At 63.8% G+C, this 17318-nt stretch carries 19 protein-coding genes and 1 pseudogene; 5 read left to right on the top strand and 15 right to left on the bottom strand.

Features of this window, described 5'->3' with window-relative positions; translation table 11 throughout:
- Nucleotides 1-47: 47 nt before the first annotated feature.
- The 5 genes and pseudogenes from OKW37_RS29790 to OKW37_RS29770 all read right to left on the bottom strand — a co-directional run bounded on the left by OKW37_RS29790 (nucleotide 48) and on the right by OKW37_RS29770 (nucleotide 5205).
- Entirely contained in the window at nucleotides 48-632 is a 585-nt protein-coding gene (locus OKW37_RS29790; RefSeq protein ID WP_429403045.1) for a LutC/YkgG family protein, read from the bottom strand.
- Nucleotides 619-2023 (bottom strand): annotated as a pseudogene (locus OKW37_RS29785) (lactate utilization protein B). The gene OKW37_RS29790 and the pseudogene OKW37_RS29785 overlap by 14 nt, the downstream one beginning before the upstream one ends.
- Nucleotides 2020-2763 carry a (Fe-S)-binding protein gene (locus OKW37_RS29780; RefSeq protein ID WP_018425278.1) on the bottom strand — a complete coding sequence of 248 codons (744 nt, stop codon included), beginning with the start codon at nucleotides 2761-2763 and terminating at the stop codon, nucleotides 2020-2022. Before OKW37_RS29780 ends, OKW37_RS29785 begins: the two are co-directional and overlap by 4 nt.
- On the bottom strand, nucleotides 2760-3296 hold the full coding sequence (locus OKW37_RS29775) for a FadR/GntR family transcriptional regulator (RefSeq protein ID WP_429403043.1): 537 nt from the start codon (nucleotides 3294-3296) through the stop codon (nucleotides 2760-2762). The genes OKW37_RS29780 and OKW37_RS29775 overlap by 4 nt, the downstream gene beginning before the upstream one ends.
- A gap of 94 nt (nucleotides 3297-3390) precedes the next feature.
- Nucleotides 3391-5205, bottom strand: coding sequence for a S10 family peptidase (locus tag OKW37_RS29770; protein WP_429403042.1), 1815 nt, complete (start codon nucleotides 5203-5205; stop codon nucleotides 3391-3393).
- A gap of 215 nt (nucleotides 5206-5420) precedes the next feature.
- Here OKW37_RS29770 and OKW37_RS29765 point away from each other — a divergent pair, with 215 nt between their 5' ends.
- On the top strand, nucleotides 5421-6410 hold the full coding sequence (locus OKW37_RS29765; protein ID WP_429403041.1) for a ferritin-like domain-containing protein: 990 nt from the start codon (nucleotides 5421-5423) through the stop codon (nucleotides 6408-6410).
- Nucleotides 6411-6496: 86 nt separating this feature from the next.
- Here the strand turns inward: OKW37_RS29765 and OKW37_RS29760 are convergent, their stop codons facing one another.
- Together OKW37_RS29760 and OKW37_RS29755 are read right to left on the bottom strand one after the other, a co-directional pair.
- Nucleotides 6497-7672, bottom strand: a complete 1176-nt coding sequence (locus OKW37_RS29760; RefSeq protein ID WP_429403040.1) for a pyridoxal phosphate-dependent aminotransferase — start codon at nucleotides 7670-7672, stop codon at nucleotides 6497-6499.
- 217 nt (nucleotides 7673-7889) lie between these two features.
- Nucleotides 7890-9377, bottom strand: a complete 1488-nt coding sequence (locus OKW37_RS29755; protein ID WP_187613571.1) for an RNA polymerase factor sigma-54 — start codon at nucleotides 9375-9377, stop codon at nucleotides 7890-7892.
- Between the two features lie 509 nt (nucleotides 9378-9886).
- On the opposite strand from OKW37_RS29755, the gene OKW37_RS29750 reads away from it, so the two are divergent.
- Entirely contained in the window at nucleotides 9887-10225 is a 339-nt protein-coding gene (locus OKW37_RS29750; protein ID WP_184059957.1) for a BON domain-containing protein, read from the top strand.
- 94 nt (nucleotides 10226-10319) lie between these two features.
- Here OKW37_RS29750 and OKW37_RS29745 read toward each other — a convergent pair whose 3' ends face one another.
- The 6 genes from OKW37_RS29745 to OKW37_RS29720 all read right to left on the bottom strand — a co-directional run bounded on the left by OKW37_RS29745 (nucleotide 10320) and on the right by OKW37_RS29720 (nucleotide 13821).
- Nucleotides 10320-10772, bottom strand: a complete 453-nt coding sequence (locus tag OKW37_RS29745) for a PA2169 family four-helix-bundle protein (RefSeq protein ID WP_090809752.1) — start codon at nucleotides 10770-10772, stop codon at nucleotides 10320-10322.
- 297 nt (nucleotides 10773-11069) lie between these two features.
- Nucleotides 11070-11651, bottom strand: a complete 582-nt coding sequence (locus tag OKW37_RS29740; protein WP_184059954.1) for a hypothetical protein — start codon at nucleotides 11649-11651, stop codon at nucleotides 11070-11072.
- A gap of 97 nt (nucleotides 11652-11748) precedes the next feature.
- Complete coding sequence (locus OKW37_RS29735; protein ID WP_090809747.1) at nucleotides 11749-12093, bottom strand: DUF1488 domain-containing protein; 345 nt, start codon at nucleotides 12091-12093, stop codon at nucleotides 11749-11751.
- Nucleotides 12090-12662, bottom strand: a complete 573-nt coding sequence (locus tag OKW37_RS29730; protein ID WP_429333800.1) for a DUF4142 domain-containing protein — start codon at nucleotides 12660-12662, stop codon at nucleotides 12090-12092. Before OKW37_RS29730 ends, OKW37_RS29735 begins: the two co-directional genes overlap by 4 nt.
- A gap of 60 nt (nucleotides 12663-12722) precedes the next feature.
- Complete coding sequence (locus OKW37_RS29725; RefSeq protein WP_429403039.1) at nucleotides 12723-13274, bottom strand: type 1 glutamine amidotransferase domain-containing protein; 552 nt, start codon at nucleotides 13272-13274, stop codon at nucleotides 12723-12725.
- 202 nt (nucleotides 13275-13476) lie between these two features.
- Nucleotides 13477-13821 carry a chemotaxis protein gene (locus tag OKW37_RS29720; protein WP_429403038.1) on the bottom strand — a complete coding sequence of 115 codons (345 nt, stop codon included), beginning with the start codon at nucleotides 13819-13821 and terminating at the stop codon, nucleotides 13477-13479.
- A 172-nt stretch (nucleotides 13822-13993) separates the two neighbouring features.
- Here OKW37_RS29720 and OKW37_RS29715 point away from each other — a divergent pair, with 172 nt between their 5' ends.
- On the top strand, nucleotides 13994-15301 hold the full coding sequence (locus OKW37_RS29715) for a DNA topoisomerase IB (protein ID WP_429403037.1): 1308 nt from the start codon (nucleotides 13994-13996) through the stop codon (nucleotides 15299-15301).
- Between the two features lie 27 nt (nucleotides 15302-15328).
- On the opposite strand, the gene OKW37_RS29710 is transcribed toward OKW37_RS29715, so the two are convergent.
- Together OKW37_RS29710 and OKW37_RS29705 are read right to left on the bottom strand one after the other, a co-directional pair.
- On the bottom strand, nucleotides 15329-15625 hold the full coding sequence (locus OKW37_RS29710; protein WP_429403036.1) for a hypothetical protein: 297 nt from the start codon (nucleotides 15623-15625) through the stop codon (nucleotides 15329-15331).
- An 87-nt stretch (nucleotides 15626-15712) separates the two neighbouring features.
- Complete coding sequence (locus OKW37_RS29705) at nucleotides 15713-16024, bottom strand: hypothetical protein (RefSeq protein ID WP_187616656.1); 312 nt, start codon at nucleotides 16022-16024, stop codon at nucleotides 15713-15715.
- Nucleotides 16025-16324: 300 nt separating this feature from the next.
- Between OKW37_RS29705 and OKW37_RS29700 the strand changes: the two genes are divergently transcribed.
- Nucleotides 16325-16828, top strand: coding sequence for a PRC-barrel domain-containing protein (locus OKW37_RS29700; RefSeq protein WP_429403035.1), 504 nt, complete (start codon nucleotides 16325-16327; stop codon nucleotides 16826-16828).
- Nucleotides 16829-16890: 62 nt separating this feature from the next.
- Nucleotides 16891-17304, top strand: a complete 414-nt coding sequence (locus OKW37_RS29695) for a DUF3175 domain-containing protein (protein WP_429403034.1) — start codon at nucleotides 16891-16893, stop codon at nucleotides 17302-17304.
- Nucleotides 17305-17318: the final 14 nt, after the last annotated feature.

Genomic DNA, 17318 nt, shown 5'->3' with positions numbered 1-17318 from the left:
GTTTATACAGTGATGATAGCAAAGTCCGGCGCTGCAACCGCCGCGCATCAGCCCGCGAGCCACACGACCGTCAGCGAGCGCACGCCCTGCGCGCCGCGAATCAGTACGCCCTCGATATCGGCGGTGGCCGAAGGGCCGGTAACGAGCGCCGCGTAGCGCGCCCTGCGGAAATCGTCGCGACGATAGACGTCTTGCAGTCCATCCAGCAAGTGCGCCGGATCGAGCAGCACGACCAGATGCTGGACGATGTAGCCCAATGCATTGACCACATATTCGCGCTCGCTGAACCACACCGAGCCGGTTTCGGCGACGCCAAAGCGCGCACGGACCAAACCGACGTCGACGTCCTGCAGCGATGCGGGGTCCGTATCCGCGCCGATCACGCGCGTGCCCGGCACTTCGGCGCTCGCCGATGCGATCGATGCCGCCGCGCCAAAACGCTCGCGGATCAGATCGCTGACGTCGCTCGCGCTGGCCGCTTCGACGCACGTGCCGCCCATTGTTTGCAACGCCGCCGTGAAACGCGCCCGCAGATCGCCGCCAACCGCCTCGAACAGCGGCACGTCGGGACGCGGCCGCGCGGCCGGTTGGGCGGCGCGCACCTTGGCGAGAAAAGCCTCACGCGTTGTCATCGCCGCCTCCGCGATTCTTTTTGTACCAGGCATGAAAAGTCATCTTCGGCGCCTCCGGCAATTCGCGCTGCCGGCCCCAGATATTCAGCGGGTTGTACAGCACGAAATTCGGCAGCCGCCGCAACGCGCTGCCCATCGACGACACCGTCGCGCGATACAAGGTCGGACTCGATAGCAGACGCCCCGCCATCTTCAGGACCTCCTGCTTCACGAACGGCACTTCGTGCTGCTCCGCGATCACCGCGCGCCACTTATAGATCTGCTCGTGAATGTTGATCTTCACGGGACACACATTCGTGCAACTGCCATTGAGTGTCGATGCGAACGGCAACGCGCTATAGCGTTTCAGATCGAACGTCGGATTGATGATCGCGCCGATCGGCCCCGAATAGGTGCCGCCATACGACAGGCCGCCGCTGCGTCGATAGACCGGACACGTATTCATGCACGCGCCGCAGCGTATGCATTTGAGCGAGTACCAGAAGTCCTCCATCGCGAGCCGTTCGGAGCGGCCATGATCGACGAGGATGAAATGCATCTCGGTGCCTGGCCGCGGCGCACGAAAATGCGACGTGTACTGCGTGATCGGCGAACCCAATGCGCTGCGCGACAGCATGCGCACGAACACGCCGAGATCCGACACCTTCGGTATCAGCTTCTCGATTCCGATCGATGCGATATGCAGCGGCGGCACGTTCGCCGAAAGATCGGCATTGCCTTCGTTCGTGCAGACGACGACCGTGCCCGTTTCCGCCACCGCGAAATTGCAGCCGGTCATGCCAGCCGTTTTCTGGCGCACGAAATACGGCCGCGTATTCATGCGCTGACTCTCGGCCAGATAGTGGATATCGCTATTGGTCGGATCGGTGCCGATGGTCCGGCCGAACAGCTCGGCCACGTCCGCGCGCAGCTTGTGCACGGCCGGCACGACCATATGACTCGGGTCCTGATGATCGAGCTGCTGGATGCGCTCGCCGAGGTCCGTTTCCATCACGGTAATGCCGCGCGGTTCGAGATACTCGCGCATCCGGCATTCGTCGGTCAGCATCGACTTGCTCTTCACGAGCGTCGTCATGCCGCGCTCGGACATCAGCTTGTGGACGATCGCGTTGTGCTCTTCCGCGCTCGCTGCCCAATGCACGACCACGCCATTGGCCTCGGCCGCCGCCGCGAACTGCTCCAGGTAGTCGGCCAGATGCGACAGCGTGTGTTCCTTGATGCCCGACGCCAGCGAGCGCAACGGTTTCCCATTCGGCAATGCCGTGCGCCTGCGCGTCGCGCTTCTCGCGCAGGTCCCACAGACGCTTGTCGTGAAACGCGACATGCTCGGTCTTGCTGATGAAAGAACCCGCGGCTTTGGCGTGATCGATGCGGTGATGGTCGCCGCTCATGCGCGTGCTCCATTGAGAACCTGCGCGATATGAATGAAGCGCGCGTCGGCTTTCATGCGTTCCGCGCAACCCTGCTGGTGCATCAGGCACGACATGTCGCCCGAAACGATGTACTCGGCGCCCGCATCCAGATGGTCGCGCACCTTGTCCTGCCCCATGCGCACCGACACCGCCTCTTCGGTGACCGAGAACGTGCCGCCAAAACCGCAACATTCGTCGGGCCTCGCCGGCTTGACGAACTCGATGCCCTTCACGCCTTCGAGCAACGCGCGCGGCTTCGAAAACGGCGTGCCGGCGATTTCCGACGCCGACGCCTGCTTCAGATGACGCAGCGCGCTGCAACTGGTGTGTAGACCGACGCGGTGCGGAAACTCGGCCCACGGAAATTCGCGCGCGCCGATCACGTCGTGCAGAAACTCCACCAGTTCGTAAGCGCCTGCGCGTACTTTCTTCACTTCGTCGGTCTGCTCGAGCGCGGTCAGATGTTCGCGCACGTGATGAATGCAACTCGCGGACGGCCCGACGATGTAGTCGTAACCCGCGAAGTTGCGCGCGAATAGTCGCTCCGTGGCGGCGGCGTCCGCATGCGCGCCGCTATTGGCCATCGGCTGGCCGCAGCAGGTCTGCTGCTGCGGATAGTCGACCTCGATGCCGAAACGTTCGAGCAGTTCGAGCGTCGCGATACCGACCTCGGGATAGAACGCGTCGATAAAGCACGGGATAAACAGCGCGACTTTCATAGGCTCTTCAGGAAAAGCGGCGGGGACGATGTCTGTTGACCGGCGTGGTCGGCGATCGCGAGATGAAACGCGGCATCGAGTTCGGCGAGATTCGCGCGATCGCGCGAGAGCGACGCGGCCTTTAACGCCTCGAACGCCGCGCGGATTTTCTTCAGATCGGTGGCGGTTGCGCGCTGCGCGGCATAGACCGACGAAATCGCTTCGAGCCCCTGGCGCAACTCCAGAATGTCGGCACTGGTGCGCGGATTCTGCAGCAACAGTTCGGCAAGCGGCTTCGAGATGATGGGCGCGGTCACGTCGACCACCGTGAAACCGCCGCGCCCCGACGTTTCGATGTAACCGTCCGCCTCCAGCCGGATCAGCGCCTCGCGCAGCGATGGTCGCGACACGCCGAGCTGCGCCGCGAGATCGCGCTCGGCCGGCAGACGGTCGCCGGGCATCAGCGTGCCCTCCGAGATCAGTTGCTTGATCTGGTCGGACACCACGTCGGAAATGCGCTTGCGCGCGAAGGACGGAATCGGGGTGAATGGCATAAGCGGCGAACGATGAAGCCGGTTGACAGAGCGCGCGGCTACTCCACGGGTGCGGGAATTATACCGTTCGACACCATGCGACGATTCGCCGATCTCAACGCGGCTGCCCCGTATAAAAGCTCACGAGGTCACGCTTCATCGCGTGCAGCGCGGCATCGTCGAGATACACCATATGGCCGGTCGGATAGTAGGCGATGCGCACGTTCTCGCGCAGCGACCGATCGAGGCCGAGATGCGCGAGCGCATATTCGGTCGCATAGAACGGCGTGGCGAGATCGAAGTAGCCGTTCAGCGATAACACCCGCAACTGCGGATTCTGCCGCATCGCTTCAGCCAGATCGCCGCCCGCGTAGGGCAGCTCCAGCCGTTCGCCCCACCATTCGCGATGTTTCCAGTCCCATTGCTTCAACGCGTCGTCGCTGAACACCAGGTAACGGTCGGTTGGCGTGTAGTGCAGGTCGTCCGACAGATGCTGATGAAGCGCCGCATTGAACGCATTCGACACGCTGCTCACCGACGCATCGAAGTCCGGATCCTCCGATGCATCGTCGTAGTTCAGGCCTTCGAAACGCGCATCGTAGCGGCCCACGCTGCGCGACTCGTTGCGCAGCAACTCGTTTCGAAAACGCGACGGATAAAGACGCAGACGGTTACGCTTCACGAACCCTACGTCCAATCCGGTGAAGTACGCGATGCGCGCGGCGATCGCGTCGCGCTGATCGTCGGGCAGCGCATCGCCCTGTTCGAGCGCCTGCGCATAGGGTCCGCGGGCGAACGCGCGTGCTTCGTCGAGAAAGGCCGGCAGGCTCGCGGGCTTCGGTGTGACCTTGTCGTGATACCACGCGATCGCCGCGAAACTCGGCAGATAACTCTCGCTCCTGAAATCGTTGCCGGGCGCGAACGCCGCGGAATTGAGCACCGACGACAGCAGGATCACGCCGTTCAGCGCGATATTGTTCTGCCCCAACTGATAAGCGAGCATCGCGGCGCGCGCGGTGCCATACGATTCGCCGAGCAGGTACTTCGGCGAATTCCAGCGCTGATTCACCGTCAGATAACGGTCGATGAATTGCGCAAACGCACGGACGTCCTGATCGACGCCCCAGAAGTCCTTGCCCGTGCCATGCCCGACCGGTCTCGACAGGCCCGCGCCGACCGCGTCGATGAACACGAGGTCGCTGGTGTCGAGCAGGCTATCGGGGTTGTCGTCGAGCGTGTACGGCGCGGGCGGCGTGCTCGCGGGGCTCGCGGTGCGCACGCGTTTCGGGCCGACCGAGCCCATCATCAGGAATACGCTGCCGGCGCCTGGGCCGCCGTTGAACAGAAAGGTGATCGGACGCGTCGCAGGCGTCCTGCTCGGCACCGTGTACGCGACATAGAACACGCTCGCGTTCGGCGCGCCGGTCTTGTCGTGCAGCAACAGATTGCCCGCGCTCGCCGTGTAGTCGAGCTTGCGGCCGTTCAGGCGAAGCGAATGCGTGGTGACGCTGGTGGTTTCGGGCGGCACGGGAATCGCGGGCGTCGAGGCCCTGTCGTTGCGAGGCGTTGCCGTCGCGTCGGCCGAGTCCGGTGCATTCGATGCAGCCTGCGTGTCGCCACGCGCAGCCGTCCGCCTGCGCGGCTCGCCGTTCGGGCGCGCCGTCATCGCGTGCGGCTCGCTCGATTCGCCGACCGGCGACGCGTTCGCCTGCGGCCCCTGGCGTGGTGCGATCGGCGCGAATGCGGCGGCGTCCGTGCTTCCCCCCGTTGCCGTGCTTTCCGAAGTGCTCGACGCATCGGCCTGTTCGGCTGCCATGCACCGTTCGCCGAACGGCACCACACCAGCGACAGAAAGCGTCACCGTCAGCGCGGCGGCCGGTAATCCGGCTGTCCGCAAGCGGCGCAATGAAGAAGAGAAGCGATGGATCATGAAGTTTTCCGCGACGAGTCGAAACGCGCTGGAATCGGGCTAGCCGGGTTCGGGAGCACACCCGGCGCTCGATTCTTGACGCAAGTTTGCGCGGCGTCAACCGTCGGCGTCACCGCACGCCCAACATTACAAAGCGCTTTTTCCTCGACGTGGCGCAGACCTGCGCAGTCATGGCAGAATCGACAGCGCCTTCGTCGCCTTGTCGAGAATACCCAATGGACCAACTGGTACTGGATGCATTCGACGCTGCCGCGCTGATCCCCGGCTTTCGCGCGCCGCAACTGCCGCACGAGCAGCCCGACCCCTCGACCCTCGACGCCGCCGACCACGCGATGCGGCACTGGACTAGCACCGTCAGCGGCCCGCTGGCGCCCGGCTCCGACGTGCACCGGCAGGAAATGTGCCGCATGTTTCGCGAGACCTTCAATCCGTATCGCCCGTCCGTGCTCGCATGGCCGCAGCTCGAAGCCGCGACGCTCAAGCGCATCGTCGATCTGCCGATCTGGGACATCGCCGTGCAAACCGAAGGCAGGGCGCGGCTGCGCATGGCCGCCTACGCGGCCTCGCTTGACAGCCCGGAGCTGCGCGACGCACTTGCGCTGAACGCGTGGGAAGAGAACCGCCATAAGGAAGTGCTGTCGCGCATGGTGCATGCGTATGGCATCGCGCTCGCGAACGAGCCGTCGTACGTCTATCCGAAAGACACGGAACGGGCCTACCTCGTGACCGGCTATAGCGAATGTATCGACAGCTTCTTCGCGTTCGGCCTGTTCGAGGTGGCGCGGCGCTCGGGCCTGTTCCCGCCGGCACTGACCGAGACATTCGAGCCGGTGATGCAGGAAGAGTGCCGCCATATTCTGCTGTTCGCGAACTGGGTCGCCTGGCATCGCGCGCAGCTTTCATGGTGGCAGCGCATCCGCTTCGAGCTCAAGGTGGCGGGCGTGTGGGCGTTTCTGGTGTGGGAGCGCATTGGGCTTGCACGTGCGATGGATGCTGACGGCAACGTCCATGAGCACGATAACAACTTCACGGTAAACGGCGCGCAGTCGGTAACGGATGTCGATATCAGCGTGCCCGAATTGATGCAACTGTGTCTTCAGGAGAATGAGCGGCGATTTGTTGGGTATGACCCTCGGCTGTTGCGGCCCGAAACGATGCCTCGGCTGGTGCGCTTCGGCTTGAAATTCGTGCGCAGGAAAAAGTAAGCCGCGCCGAACGCACTGCCCAGCCACCTTCGGCTGGCCATGATGCCCACCGACCGGATCGTCGCAATCTACAACCCACCGCCCTCTTAGCCCCGCCCCCCTTCCACGAACCGCGCGATCCTCTCGCACGCCTCGATCAATCGATCCTCGCCCACCACCAGCCCCAACCTCACGAAGCCGTTCGCCGTCTCCCCGAACGCACTCGCGTCGAGCACGGCCACGCCTTGTGCGCGAAACAGCTGCCATGTGAACTCGGTCGTATCGAGCCCGGTCCCGCTGACGTCGACCATCATGAACATGCCCGCTTCGGGCAACAGGCACCGCAAGCCCGGCACACGATGCAAACGCTCGAACACGACGTCGCGCCGCCGCCGGTAGATCTCGCGAATATCGGCGACGATCTCCGCCCTGTTCTCCAGAGCCGTCAACGCGGCCTGCTGGATGAAACCCGGCAGGCCGTACAGCATCGCGAGCGCGAGCCGCGCCATGTGCTCGATCAGCGTCGCGGGCCCGATTGTCCAGCCGACACGCCACCCCGCCATCGCATGCGACTTCGACAGACTGCCGAGCGTGACCGTGCGCTCCGCCATGCCGGACAGCGACGCAATGCTCACGTGATCGCGTTCGAACGTGAGTTCCGCGTACACCTCGTCGGACAGCACCCACAGGTCGTGCTCGCACGCGAGCCGCGCGATGCGCTCGAGATCGGCGCGCTGCATCACCACACCGGTCGGGTTGCACGGCGTCGCGAAGAAAATCGCCTTCGTGCGCGGCGTGATCGCCGCTTCGAGCGCGTCGCAGTCGACGTGAAACGCGCGCGCCGGATCGACCGGCACCGCGACGAGCGTCGCACCCGCCGCGCGCACGCAGGCCTCGTAGGTCAGGTACATCGGCTCGGGAACGATCACTTCGTCGCCCGCTTCGAGCAGGCACAGCGACACCGCGAACACGCCGTTTTGCGCGCCGGCGGTCAGCACCACGTTGGCGGCGCTCACGTCGCATCCCGTCGTGCGCGCGTGCTCGGCGGCGATCGCGGCGCGCAGCGGCTCGCGACCGGCCATCGCCGTATAGTGCGTATCGCCGGCCCGCAACGCATCGATGGCGCGCTCGACGATCGGCGCGGGCGTCGAGAACTCGGGATCGCCAACGCTCAGCACGATCACGTCTTCGCCCCTGGCAGCCGCCTGCTGCGCGACCCGATGAATTTCCCACGCCGACGTACGCCGCCCTTGCAGTCGCTCGACCAGATTCGAATACTTCATTGCGCTCACCCGTTGTTGTGCGGCCCGTTCCGCCGATCTCTTTCCAATTGACCCGCCAATGTAAAGGCACGCCGGCGAAACGTCCAGATACGAAAAAGGGTCATGCGAGCGGATAACCTCGCATGACCCTGTGCGCAATGTACTGCTGTTTGAATGACTGCTTTGCTTCAAACCCCCGCCAGGTTTTATTTCAAACCCCCGTTAAAACTTCGGCGCGTCAAAGCTGCCGGCGCAGTTCAGCCGGCGGCACCTTCATCAGATGCCGGTATTTCGCCACCGTGCGTCGCGCGACGAGCACGCCCTGATCCGCGAGCATCTTCGCGAGCGTCACGTCCGACAGTGGATCGCGCGTATTTTCCGCGGCGATCATCTCCTTGAGCAGCGCGCGCACCGCGGCGGCCGAGCAGGTTCCGCCGCTTTCGGTGCCGAGCTCGCGCGGGAAGAAATGCTTGAACTCGAAGATGCCGCGCGGCGTCGCCATATATTTGTTGCCCGTCGCGCGCGAGATCGTGGATTCGTGCAGGCCCAGCTCGTCAGCCACGTCACGCAGCACCATCGGCTTCAGCGCGATCTCGCCGTACAGGAAGAATGCCTTCTGATGCGCGACGATGCATTCGGCAACCCGCTGGATCGTATCGAAGCGCTGTTGCGCGTTGCGGATCAGCCAGCGCGCCTCCTGCAGCTGCTGCGCGAGCGGCGAACGGCTCGCGCCGGCCGACTGCGCGAACAGCTGCGCATACATGCGATGGATTCGCGCCCGCGGCTGCACCGCCGGATTGATCGACACGACCCACTTGTTGCGCACCTGACGCACGATCACGTCGGGCACGACATAGTTGTCCTCAGTGCGGCCGTAGCAATTGCCGGGCTTCGGATCGAGCTTGCGCACCAACGCGCAAGCCACACGCAATTCCTCCGCGCTGCAGCCGATCTGTTTTTGCAACTCGGCCTGCTCGCGGCGCGCGAGCCTTTCCAGATGATGCTCGGCGATCTGCCGCGCGACGTCACGTCCCGGCGTATTGGCGGGTAGCGCATTGATCTGCAGCGCGAGGCATTCCGATAGCGAACGCGCGCCGAGCCCCGGACGATCGAGCGCCTGCACGAGGCGCAACGCCACCAGCAGTTCTTCCTCGGTCAGCGTGGGTTCCAGATCGACGCTATCGGCCAGGTCGGCCAGCGACTGCCGCAGATAGCCGTCGTCGTCGAGCGCCTCGATGATGAAACGGGCCACCGCGCGATCGCGGTCGTCTAGCCGGTACAGGCGCAACGCGTCATGCAACTGTTCGCGCAGCGTGGGTTGCGAGCGAGCCCAATCGGCCGGGTCGCTGCCGTCCGCATCGCCGTTCTGGCGCATCGAGTTGCGCGAACCGTAGTCGCCGGAAAAATCGGCGGGCATGTCGTCCTGGCCCGCGCTTTCGAGCGTATCGCTACCGGCGCTTTCCGCCGGCAGTCCGTCCGGCTCGGCGGCGGCAAGCGTATCGACGGCGGGCGGCGCGTTGGCGTCTTCACCTTCGCCTGGCGTCGTGCCGGCGAGCGCGACGTCCTCAGCTTCGGATGAGTCGTATTCGAGGAACGGATTGGTATCGAGTGCCGTGCGCAATTCCTGCTGGAACTCGAGCGCCGACAACTGCAAGAGCCGCACCGACTGCTGAAGACGAGGCGTCAGTGCGAGAGACTGCCTTGTACGAAGTTCGATTGAAGGCATTGGAGTGATCCCGTTCGTTAATAGCCTCAGACTCAACGAGCCGAGTTCACTGACCAACGCAACGTCCGTACCAGTTCGCGCAAGACGCTGTTTTGATTGCGCTTTGTTTATTCAGGCGGATGAATTGCCCTGACCGGGCGCGCCGGTTTTTACAAACGGCAGGCAATTTCCGGTCCCTTTCTTCACCTCTCCGGCGGCCTCGCGCATGGCCGCGCCGCGGCCCTATTCGTCAGTCGAAACTCCCCGGTGCATGCGGCTTTCGCGAGCGGCATGGATTGGCTCGCAGCCGGCAGGCACGATGGTTGCGGAGCGACGGTGTGTGGACGGACGCCGCCCTTCGCAAACGCCTCGATCGAGCGCGGATGCGAGTACAGCGTCCGGTGTCGAGAAACGGGCCCCTGACGGTACCGTAGCGGCGACGACCCCACGTGTCTCATCAGCGGCTTCGGCCGCGATCGGCCACCGGCCAACAAGACCGCCATTTTCATTACCACCTGATGGAGAGAACCATGAAGACGATCCAGCTTCTGAAGACCGCAGGCAGCATCGCCGTCGTCGCGTTCGCGCTGAACGCGAACGCCCAGACCAGCGCTTCGGCCCCGCCAGCGTCGTCGGAAAGCATCGGCCAGCATATCGACGATGGCACCATCACGACCAAGGTCAAGGCTGATCTGCTTGCCGCGAAGAACGTCAAATCGACGCATATCCACGTGAAGACCCGCAAGGGCGTCGTGTGGCTCACGGGTTCGGTGCCTTCGGCCGACGACAAGTCCGCCGCCGAAGATGTCGTGCAAAGCGTGAAGGGCGTGACCAGCGTGAAGAACCATCTGAAGGTCGCGGCTGACTGATATCCGCGCGATGGGTTCGCACCGATTCGACTGAACAGAACGTAACAGAGCCGGCTGGCAGAGCCGGCTCTTCCTTATTGCACTGGCGCGTCGATCAATGCTTCATCGCCGCATACTGGTCGCGCAGATCGCGCACCCGGTCATGCGTTTGCAGCACGCCCTGGTACTGCCGCTCGACGATTGCCCGCACGTCCGCCGGCAAATCCTTCTCCAGCGCGTCGTGATAGCGTTTCTTCGCGACGTCCTCGCCTTTTTCGCACTCGGCAAGAATCGCATGGTCGCTGCGATTCGCTACCGCCGATTTCACGTCGACCCAGCCGCGATGCAGCGCACCGCTCATGCTGCCGCCGGTTTCGGGCTTGCCGCCCAGGGTCTGAACGGCATCCTGCAACTCACGCGCGCCGCGCGAGCAGTCCTCGGCACTCGAACGGAACAGCATCTTCAGCTGGTCGTCGTGCGCATCCTCGGCTGCCTTCATAAAGCCCTTTTCGCCATCCTTCGACGTTTCGACCAGTTCATTCAATACGGAAACAACGTTGGTAGCCATTCAATACCTCCAAGGGTTTCGTTCATCGCGGAATCCGCCGCGCGGGGCTTTTTATGTGCCTCGCGATGAATCGGTTCGACGCGCGGCGGGCTGCATTTGATAGCAAGCATCACGCGTGCCCGGCACCTCGCGCGAGCCGATGCGTAGCGAAAGGCAGCTCGAACGAGCGCAGCCGCCGCGCGATGCGCGGCAACCGCGGGTGTCGCGCGACGTCGAAACAGCGCGGAAAACGGAAAACGGAAAACGGCCCGATGATCGTCATCGGGCCGTTTTTGTTGGTATGCCGCGTCGCTCATATCACGCGCGCTTCTCCGCGAATTCCTTGATCGGCTCAGGAGTCTTCAGCGGATCGAAATCGGCCCAGCGTCCCTGCTGCCAGCGGCCGGTCGCCTTCTCGATCGACAGGCCGCCCGCTTCACGTAGCACGCGCGCGGCGTCCAGCTGATTGTCGGGCGACACGTGCACGGCGACGAGCACGCCCGAATCGCGCGACTCCTCGTGATACGGCACGCGATGGTCCGATTTGCCGCGCTCCGTGGTGCGCGACATCGCGCCGACCAGCGAGCCGACATACGCGCCGACGCCGGCCGCGATCAGCGACACCAGCAGCGGCGCGGAAAACACCGCGAAGATCGCCACGCCAATCACCGCGCCAATCACCGCGCCGATCGTCACGCCCATGCCCGCGCCTTTAGGCGCTTCTCGCGCGCCGGGGTCGGTATCGGTGTCGCCGCCGATCGGGAAACGCGCATGCTGGCCGCGCGGATTGACGAAAAACAGCGTGACGTCCTCTTCCACGAAACCCGCATCGAACAGTTTTTGCGCCGCGCTTTCCGCAGCGGGAAAAGTCGTGAAGCGTGCCGCGACGATGAGTGACATACGGCCTCCTTATCGTTAATTGCCGTTCGTGGACCATCCTGGCGCCGGTGGCGCGAGTCGGAAGCAGCGCGCCCAGTCAATGCGACACACAGCGGCGCTACGCCGCGGCGCCGCGATCCGGTTCCATGCCTTCCACCCTGAACAGTCCGCTATGCAACACTACGCCTTCTCCGTTGTTCTGGTCGAGCGCTTCCGCGCAGACCGAGCGGATGCGCTGACGGCCTCTGTCGAAAGCGGCCATCAACGCCGCTTCAAGCGCGGACTCCGCGCCGAAATGATCTTCCAGAGCCTCGGCAGTGATCGCGCAAACCACTGGCTCGCCATCGACGCGCGCAAGAAAGCGCACGGTCAGATTGGCGCCGTCGAAGGCCGCTTCGTCATCGGGGAAAGTGATCTGCATCAGAGAGTCCTCATAAGCAGGCCGTGGCAGGATCGCGTTCATGACGAGCCCTTCAATTTGCCGGCCAGTTGCTCCGCCATCTCGAGGTGATGCTTGATGGTTGGCAGCGCTTGCGCGGCCGCGGCCTTCAGTTGCGAGTCGGTGCCGCTCTCGCTTTGCTGCTGGAACAGGTCGACCGCGCGCTGATGCGCTTCCACGCCGACCTGCTCGACATAGGCCTGATCGAACTCGGTGCCCTTTAACGTCTGCAGTTTGCCGACCAGCGCGGAATCCGCGGACGGCGTCGGCTTGAAGCCCTTCTTAGCGACCAGCCCGGCCATTGCGTGCGACAGCTTCGTGTGGTCGGCGATCATCTGTTGAGCGAACTTCCTGACATGCGGATCGTTGGAGTTCTTCAGCGCGACCTTGCCAGCGGCGATTTCAGTGGCGTCCGACTTCGACGCTTCGAGCACGAACTGCTGATCCGCGGGTGACAGCGTCGTGCTGCCGGTCGGCGCTGCGCTCGCGGGCGCATCGCTCGCCTGCGCGCAGGCCGTGTCGATCGATGCCGCGCTCACGCCCAACACGGCCAGCGCGGCAGTCAACACTTGTAGGGAATACCGGAATTTCATGCATTTTCTCCCTGTTGAATCACCGATGCGCAGGCTCCGAAGCCAACGCGCCGCCCGCGATCAAGCCGCCTTGCGCTTCGTCAGTTGCGCGATCAGCGCCTTGTTGAACGCGGGAAGGTCGTCGGGTTTGCGGCTCGAAATAAGATTGCCGTCCTCGACCACTTCCTGATCGACCCACGTGCCGCCCGCGTTGCGAATATCGTCCTGCAGGCTAGGCCAGCTCGTCACCGTGCGCCCCTTGACGATCCCCGCCGATACCGGCAGCCACGTGCCGTGACAGATCACCGCGATCGGCTTCTTCGCGTTGTCGACCGCTTTGACGAACGCCTGCGCCTGCGGCAGCAGTCGCAGCGCGTCGCCGTTCACGACGCCGCCCGGCAACACCAGCGCGTCGTAGTCGTCGGGACTGGCCTTGTCGAAGGTCGCATCGACGTCGACGGTATCGCCCTTGTCGACGTGTTTGAAGCCCTGGATCTTGCCCGGCTTCGCCGAGATCACATGGACCGTCGCGCCCTCCTCGGTGAGCGCGCGTTTCGGCTCCATGAGTTCTGCCTGCTCGAAACCATCTACGGCGAGTACCGCTACCTTGTAGCCATTCAGTGCATCAGTCATGCGTGCTCTCCTTCATGCGGCGCCGCGCTCATGCACTTGCCCGTGATGCATGTGCATAGGTCTGCGCCTTCGCTAAGCGTGGTTACGCAAAACACGTGCCTGGTTGAGGCAGTGTTCAGCGGGCTGACATTACGTTGGCGATGCACCGACGCTGCGGTTGCGCCGTTCAGCTCGAGCCGCCGCGTGTGCAAAAGCGCCGTGGTCAGACGTCGTTTTCGTCTTCGTCGGAGCGTTCCGCGCCCGGCGGCACTTGCGGATCGACGACGTGGTCGGTGTCGATATCGCGGTCCATCTCCAACGTCGAATCGCCATCGGCCGACGCGCGCTCGCCTGTACCTGAGCGATCGGTATCGCTGCCGAGTGCGGCGTCGCCGGCTTCGAGCGCATGATTGTCGAGCTCCGTATCGACGTCGAAATCGTGACGCCTCGCGCCCGCCACGTCGCTGCCGCTATCGGACGAGTCGCTGGGACCCAGCGCGCCCGTCGTGCCGGACGTTTGCTTGACGGTCTGCTGCGGCTCTTCATCGGGGTTGAGTGTGCTGCTCATGAAAGCTCCCTTTCCGGTTGGTCACGTCGACTTTTCCGCAAGGACCGTTCCGCCTCAGCGCGCTGGGTCACTTGTCGATGGCATCCCCCTTGCTTCCCGCCAATCACACGGCGCACATCGCACCTACTCGGCGAACCGGTTCGAACCGGGTTTGAAACTTCTACCTGCAACAATGGCTACCGCGACTCATTCCACGACCACATCACGTAGCCCGACCACCGCGAACGGCAACACCGCACCCCAACCGATGCCGCCGGGACTGCGCCACGCCGACGACACGAGGCCCGGCTACACACGCAAGCGCGAGCGGAACGGCTTCATCTATTTCGACGTCGACGGCAAGCGCATCGTCGATGAGGACGAGATTCAACGCATCAATTCGCTCGCGATTCCACCCGCGTACGAAAACGTGTGGATCTGCCCCGATCCGCGCGGTCATCTGCAGGCGACCGGCCGCGACGCGCGCGGCCGCAAGCAGTACCGCTATCACCCCCGCTGGCGCGAAACGCGCGACGCCGACAAGTACGAACGGATGGCCGAGTTCGGCCGCGCATTGCCCAAAATCCGCGCGCGCGTGGCGCGTGATCTGAAGCTGCCCGGCATGCCGCTCGACAAGGTCGTCGCGGCCATCGTGCAGTTGCTCGACACGACGCTGATCCGCATCGGCAGCGCAGAATACGCGCGCGATAACCACTCGTACGGATTGACGACGCTGCGCAAGAAGCACGTGAAGATCAGGGCCGGTCAATTGCGCTTCCAGTTTCGCGGCAAGAGCGGCATCGAGCACGACGTGACAGTGGACAATCCGAACATCAAGCGCATCGTGCGACGTTGCGCGGAGCTGCCCGGTCACGACCTGTTCCAGTATCTCGACGAAGACGGCACGCGCCACAGCGTCGGCTCGACGGATATCAACGACTACCTGCGCCGCGTAAGCGGCGCGGACTTCACCGCCAAGGACTACCGCACGTGGGCCGGCAGCGTGTACGCGCTGGCGGCATTGCGCCGCTTGATGTGCAGCAGCGCGGCCGAAGCGCGTCGTCATATCGTCGCGATCGTGAAAGAAGTGGCGACGCTGCTACGCAATACGCCCGCCGTCTGCCGGCGCTGTTATATCCACCCAGCGATCATCAGCGCGTTCGAGGCCGACGAGTTGCAGAGCCTCGCGCCAGGCCAATCGCGCCGCGGACTCAAGGTAGATGAAGTGGCCTTTGCGGTGCTGCTCGCGCAGGCGGAAAAGCGTGCGGCGAAACTCGCGCGCGCATCCGGTGACAAAGGACGCAAGACGCGGGAGTCGTCGGTCGACGACAGTATCAACGGTTCGTTGACGAGTCTGCTAAAAAAGTCGCGCGTGGCGCGCAAGAAAGCCACCGCCGCGAAAGACAAAAGCGCCGCGGCACATTTGCGAGCCACGGCACGCGTGCGCATGCGGCGCGCTGCGCGGGAAATGGCCTCCGAACCGAAACCGCCGGCCCAGTGACGGGCTCAGCGCCGAATCGACCCCGGCTCAAACGTCTTCCTCGAACGCCGCCATCACGAGCCAAACGTCGCGTTCGCCGTCGCGTATCTCCGCCGCCAGCGCATAGGCATCGTTTGGCGAACATACGCGCGCGAGCGTGCTATGCGCGACTTCACCGTTGTCGAACACACGCTCCGTCAACGGCCGCACTTCCTGCTTGCCTTCGAACATCGGCTGTTGCCGACGATACACGAGCGTCTCGGCCTTCCAGTTGCTGAAGCACTCGCGAACATGCGCGAAGTCCCCGCCGCAGATGTTCGCCTGATAATGAATCTTCTTAGTCACGATTTTCTCCCTCGATGGGGAGCGCGATACCGCCGGCGCGTTACGATGAACGCACAGGTGCATGGCCGCGCCCGCATCGATCCAGCGTTACTGTCCCTTCGTATCGCTGCTGGCATTGGCGCCGGGCGTGTTCGTCGTATCGGTCATCGGCTTGTTTGCCTTCGACTTCTTGTGATGATGTTTCATCGACGAAGTCGATCCCATGGTGCTGCCCGTGACATTCGACGCGGGCTCGTTGCCCGCCGTCGGCGCCGCGGTCGCCGCGCCATGCGCGTTGCCGCCGCCGGTGCCGCTATTGCCGTTACCGCCGCCCGCCTGCGCGAACGCGGCGCCCGACGCGACGGCGCCCGACGCGACCACACATGCCGCGAACAGCCATGCCTTCGGATACTTGCTCATCTGGGTTCTCCCTGAAGTAAAAGGACGGATGCGATCCTTCGGTTCCCTGCTGCCATCACTGAGAGTCGAGCAAGGCCTATGCCGCGCGATGCAGTCGTCGCATGCGCGCATCGCGCTTTGCTGATCAGCGCTGGCGTCGGCACTGACGAAATAATTGCAAACGCGCTCGCATCCTTTACGCACGCGGTGCCTCGTCGCGCGGATGCGCCGCGCGCCACGGCGTAACGGCGCCGCATGGCTAGATGGAACGGCCGTTGCTAAATGCCTCGGTACATTCACCCCTTCAAAAAGGAGCCCATCATGGTGATGCAGACCCAGACACAAGGTGCGAACATCGTCGGTAAAGGCGCCGCGACCGCGGAAGGCCCAGGTCCGAATGTTATGGCAGCGGCTACGCTCGACGGCAACAAGGTTATCAGCAGCGACGGCGAGCACATCGGCAAGATCAAGGACATCATGCTCGACGTGCGTTCGGGCCGCGTCGCGTATGCGGTGCTGTCGAGCGGCGGTTTTCTCGGCATCGGCGACAAGCTGCTCGCGATTCCGTGGAGTGCGCTGACACTCGATACGCAGGAAAAATGCTTCGTGCTGAACATGGTGGCCGAGCGCGTGAAGAACGCACCGGGATTTGATAAGGATCACTGGCCATCGATGGCGGATCAGACGTGGGCCACCACCGTGCATCAGTACTACGGCAGCGAACCGTACTGGGGCGACGTCTATACGAGGCGCGACGACCTCGGCGTCGGTGACATTCCCGCGGGTTCGTCGGATGCGCCCGAGGCCGGTGGCGTGAAGCTCTGATCGCCAAATCGACCATTTTCGACGTGTGGCGAGTCCGACATTCCGCTTCAGGAGACAACACAATGGCGACCCGAAAGACCAGCAGCAAATCGAAACGCCCTGTGTCTCGTGGCAAGTCGGGACGGCCAGCGCGTCAGCGGCATGCGCAGGCGCATGCCGCACATCGCGCCAAAACCGCGAAGTCGAGCAGCGTATCCGGCGCGAAGAGATGGTCGCATCACGTAATGGAAACGAGCGACGCGATGGACATCCAGAAGGATATTTTCAAAACCGGCAGCGCGGAGTCCATCGCGCAATCGTTGAAGCACTCGTCGACGGCGAGCCGTCGACGCAAGGGCACGCCGTTTCAATCGGCGATGTCGATGCTCAATTTCTACATCAATCGAGCGGGCCGAAACCTGCCGAAGGAGCGGCGCGATACGTTGCAGCGGGCCAAGCGCAAGCTGCGCGAAGCGTTTGGACGAGAGCCGCGGTGAGGTGACCGGATGAC

The organism is Paraburkholderia sp. MM5482-R2, from assembly GCF_050436125.1.
Lineage (GTDB): Bacteria > Pseudomonadota > Gammaproteobacteria > Burkholderiales > Burkholderiaceae > Paraburkholderia > Paraburkholderia tuberum.
The sequence above is the reverse complement of the archived record's forward strand: the minus strand, read 5'-3'. Positions and strand labels throughout refer to the sequence as shown.

Excerpts from the sequence above, each read along its gene's own strand:
- OKW37_RS29760 (WP_429403040.1), bottom strand. The coding sequence starts at position 7,672 with ATGAAGTATTCGAATCTGGTCGAGCGACTGCAAGGGCGGCGTACGTCG.
- OKW37_RS29790 (WP_429403045.1), bottom strand. The coding sequence starts at position 632 with ATGACAACGCGTGAGGCTTTTCTCGCCAAGGTGCGCGCCGCCCAACCG.
- OKW37_RS29700 (WP_429403035.1), top strand. The coding sequence starts at position 16,325 with ATGGTGATGCAGACCCAGACACAAGGTGCGAACATCGTCGGTAAAGGC.
- OKW37_RS29775 (WP_429403043.1), bottom strand. The coding sequence starts at position 3,296 with ATGCCATTCACCCCGATTCCGTCCTTCGCGCGCAAGCGCATTTCCGAC.
- OKW37_RS29770 (WP_429403042.1), bottom strand. The coding sequence starts at position 5,205 with ATGATCCATCGCTTCTCTTCTTCATTGCGCCGCTTGCGGACAGCCGGA.
- OKW37_RS29740 (WP_184059954.1), bottom strand. The coding sequence starts at position 11,651 with ATGTCACTCATCGTCGCGGCACGCTTCACGACTTTTCCCGCTGCGGAA.
- OKW37_RS29765 (WP_429403041.1), top strand. The coding sequence starts at position 5,421 with ATGGACCAACTGGTACTGGATGCATTCGACGCTGCCGCGCTGATCCCC.
- OKW37_RS29750 (WP_184059957.1), top strand. The coding sequence starts at position 9,887 with ATGAAGACGATCCAGCTTCTGAAGACCGCAGGCAGCATCGCCGTCGTC.
- OKW37_RS29695 (WP_429403034.1), top strand. The coding sequence starts at position 16,891 with ATGGCGACCCGAAAGACCAGCAGCAAATCGAAACGCCCTGTGTCTCGT.
- OKW37_RS29720 (WP_429403038.1), bottom strand. The coding sequence starts at position 13,821 with ATGAGCAGCACACTCAACCCCGATGAAGAGCCGCAGCAGACCGTCAAG.
- OKW37_RS29715 (WP_429403037.1), top strand. The coding sequence starts at position 13,994 with ATGGCTACCGCGACTCATTCCACGACCACATCACGTAGCCCGACCACC.
- OKW37_RS29705 (WP_187616656.1), bottom strand. The coding sequence starts at position 16,024 with ATGAGCAAGTATCCGAAGGCATGGCTGTTCGCGGCATGTGTGGTCGCG.
- OKW37_RS29725 (WP_429403039.1), bottom strand. The coding sequence starts at position 13,274 with ATGACTGATGCACTGAATGGCTACAAGGTAGCGGTACTCGCCGTAGAT.
- OKW37_RS29780 (WP_018425278.1), bottom strand. The coding sequence starts at position 2,763 with ATGAAAGTCGCGCTGTTTATCCCGTGCTTTATCGACGCGTTCTATCCC.
- OKW37_RS29755 (WP_187613571.1), bottom strand. The coding sequence starts at position 9,377 with ATGCCTTCAATCGAACTTCGTACAAGGCAGTCTCTCGCACTGACGCCT.
- OKW37_RS29745 (WP_090809752.1), bottom strand. The coding sequence starts at position 10,772 with ATGGCTACCAACGTTGTTTCCGTATTGAATGAACTGGTCGAAACGTCG.
- OKW37_RS29730 (WP_429333800.1), bottom strand. The coding sequence starts at position 12,662 with ATGAAATTCCGGTATTCCCTACAAGTGTTGACTGCCGCGCTGGCCGTG.
- OKW37_RS29735 (WP_090809747.1), bottom strand. The coding sequence starts at position 12,093 with ATGAACGCGATCCTGCCACGGCCTGCTTATGAGGACTCTCTGATGCAG.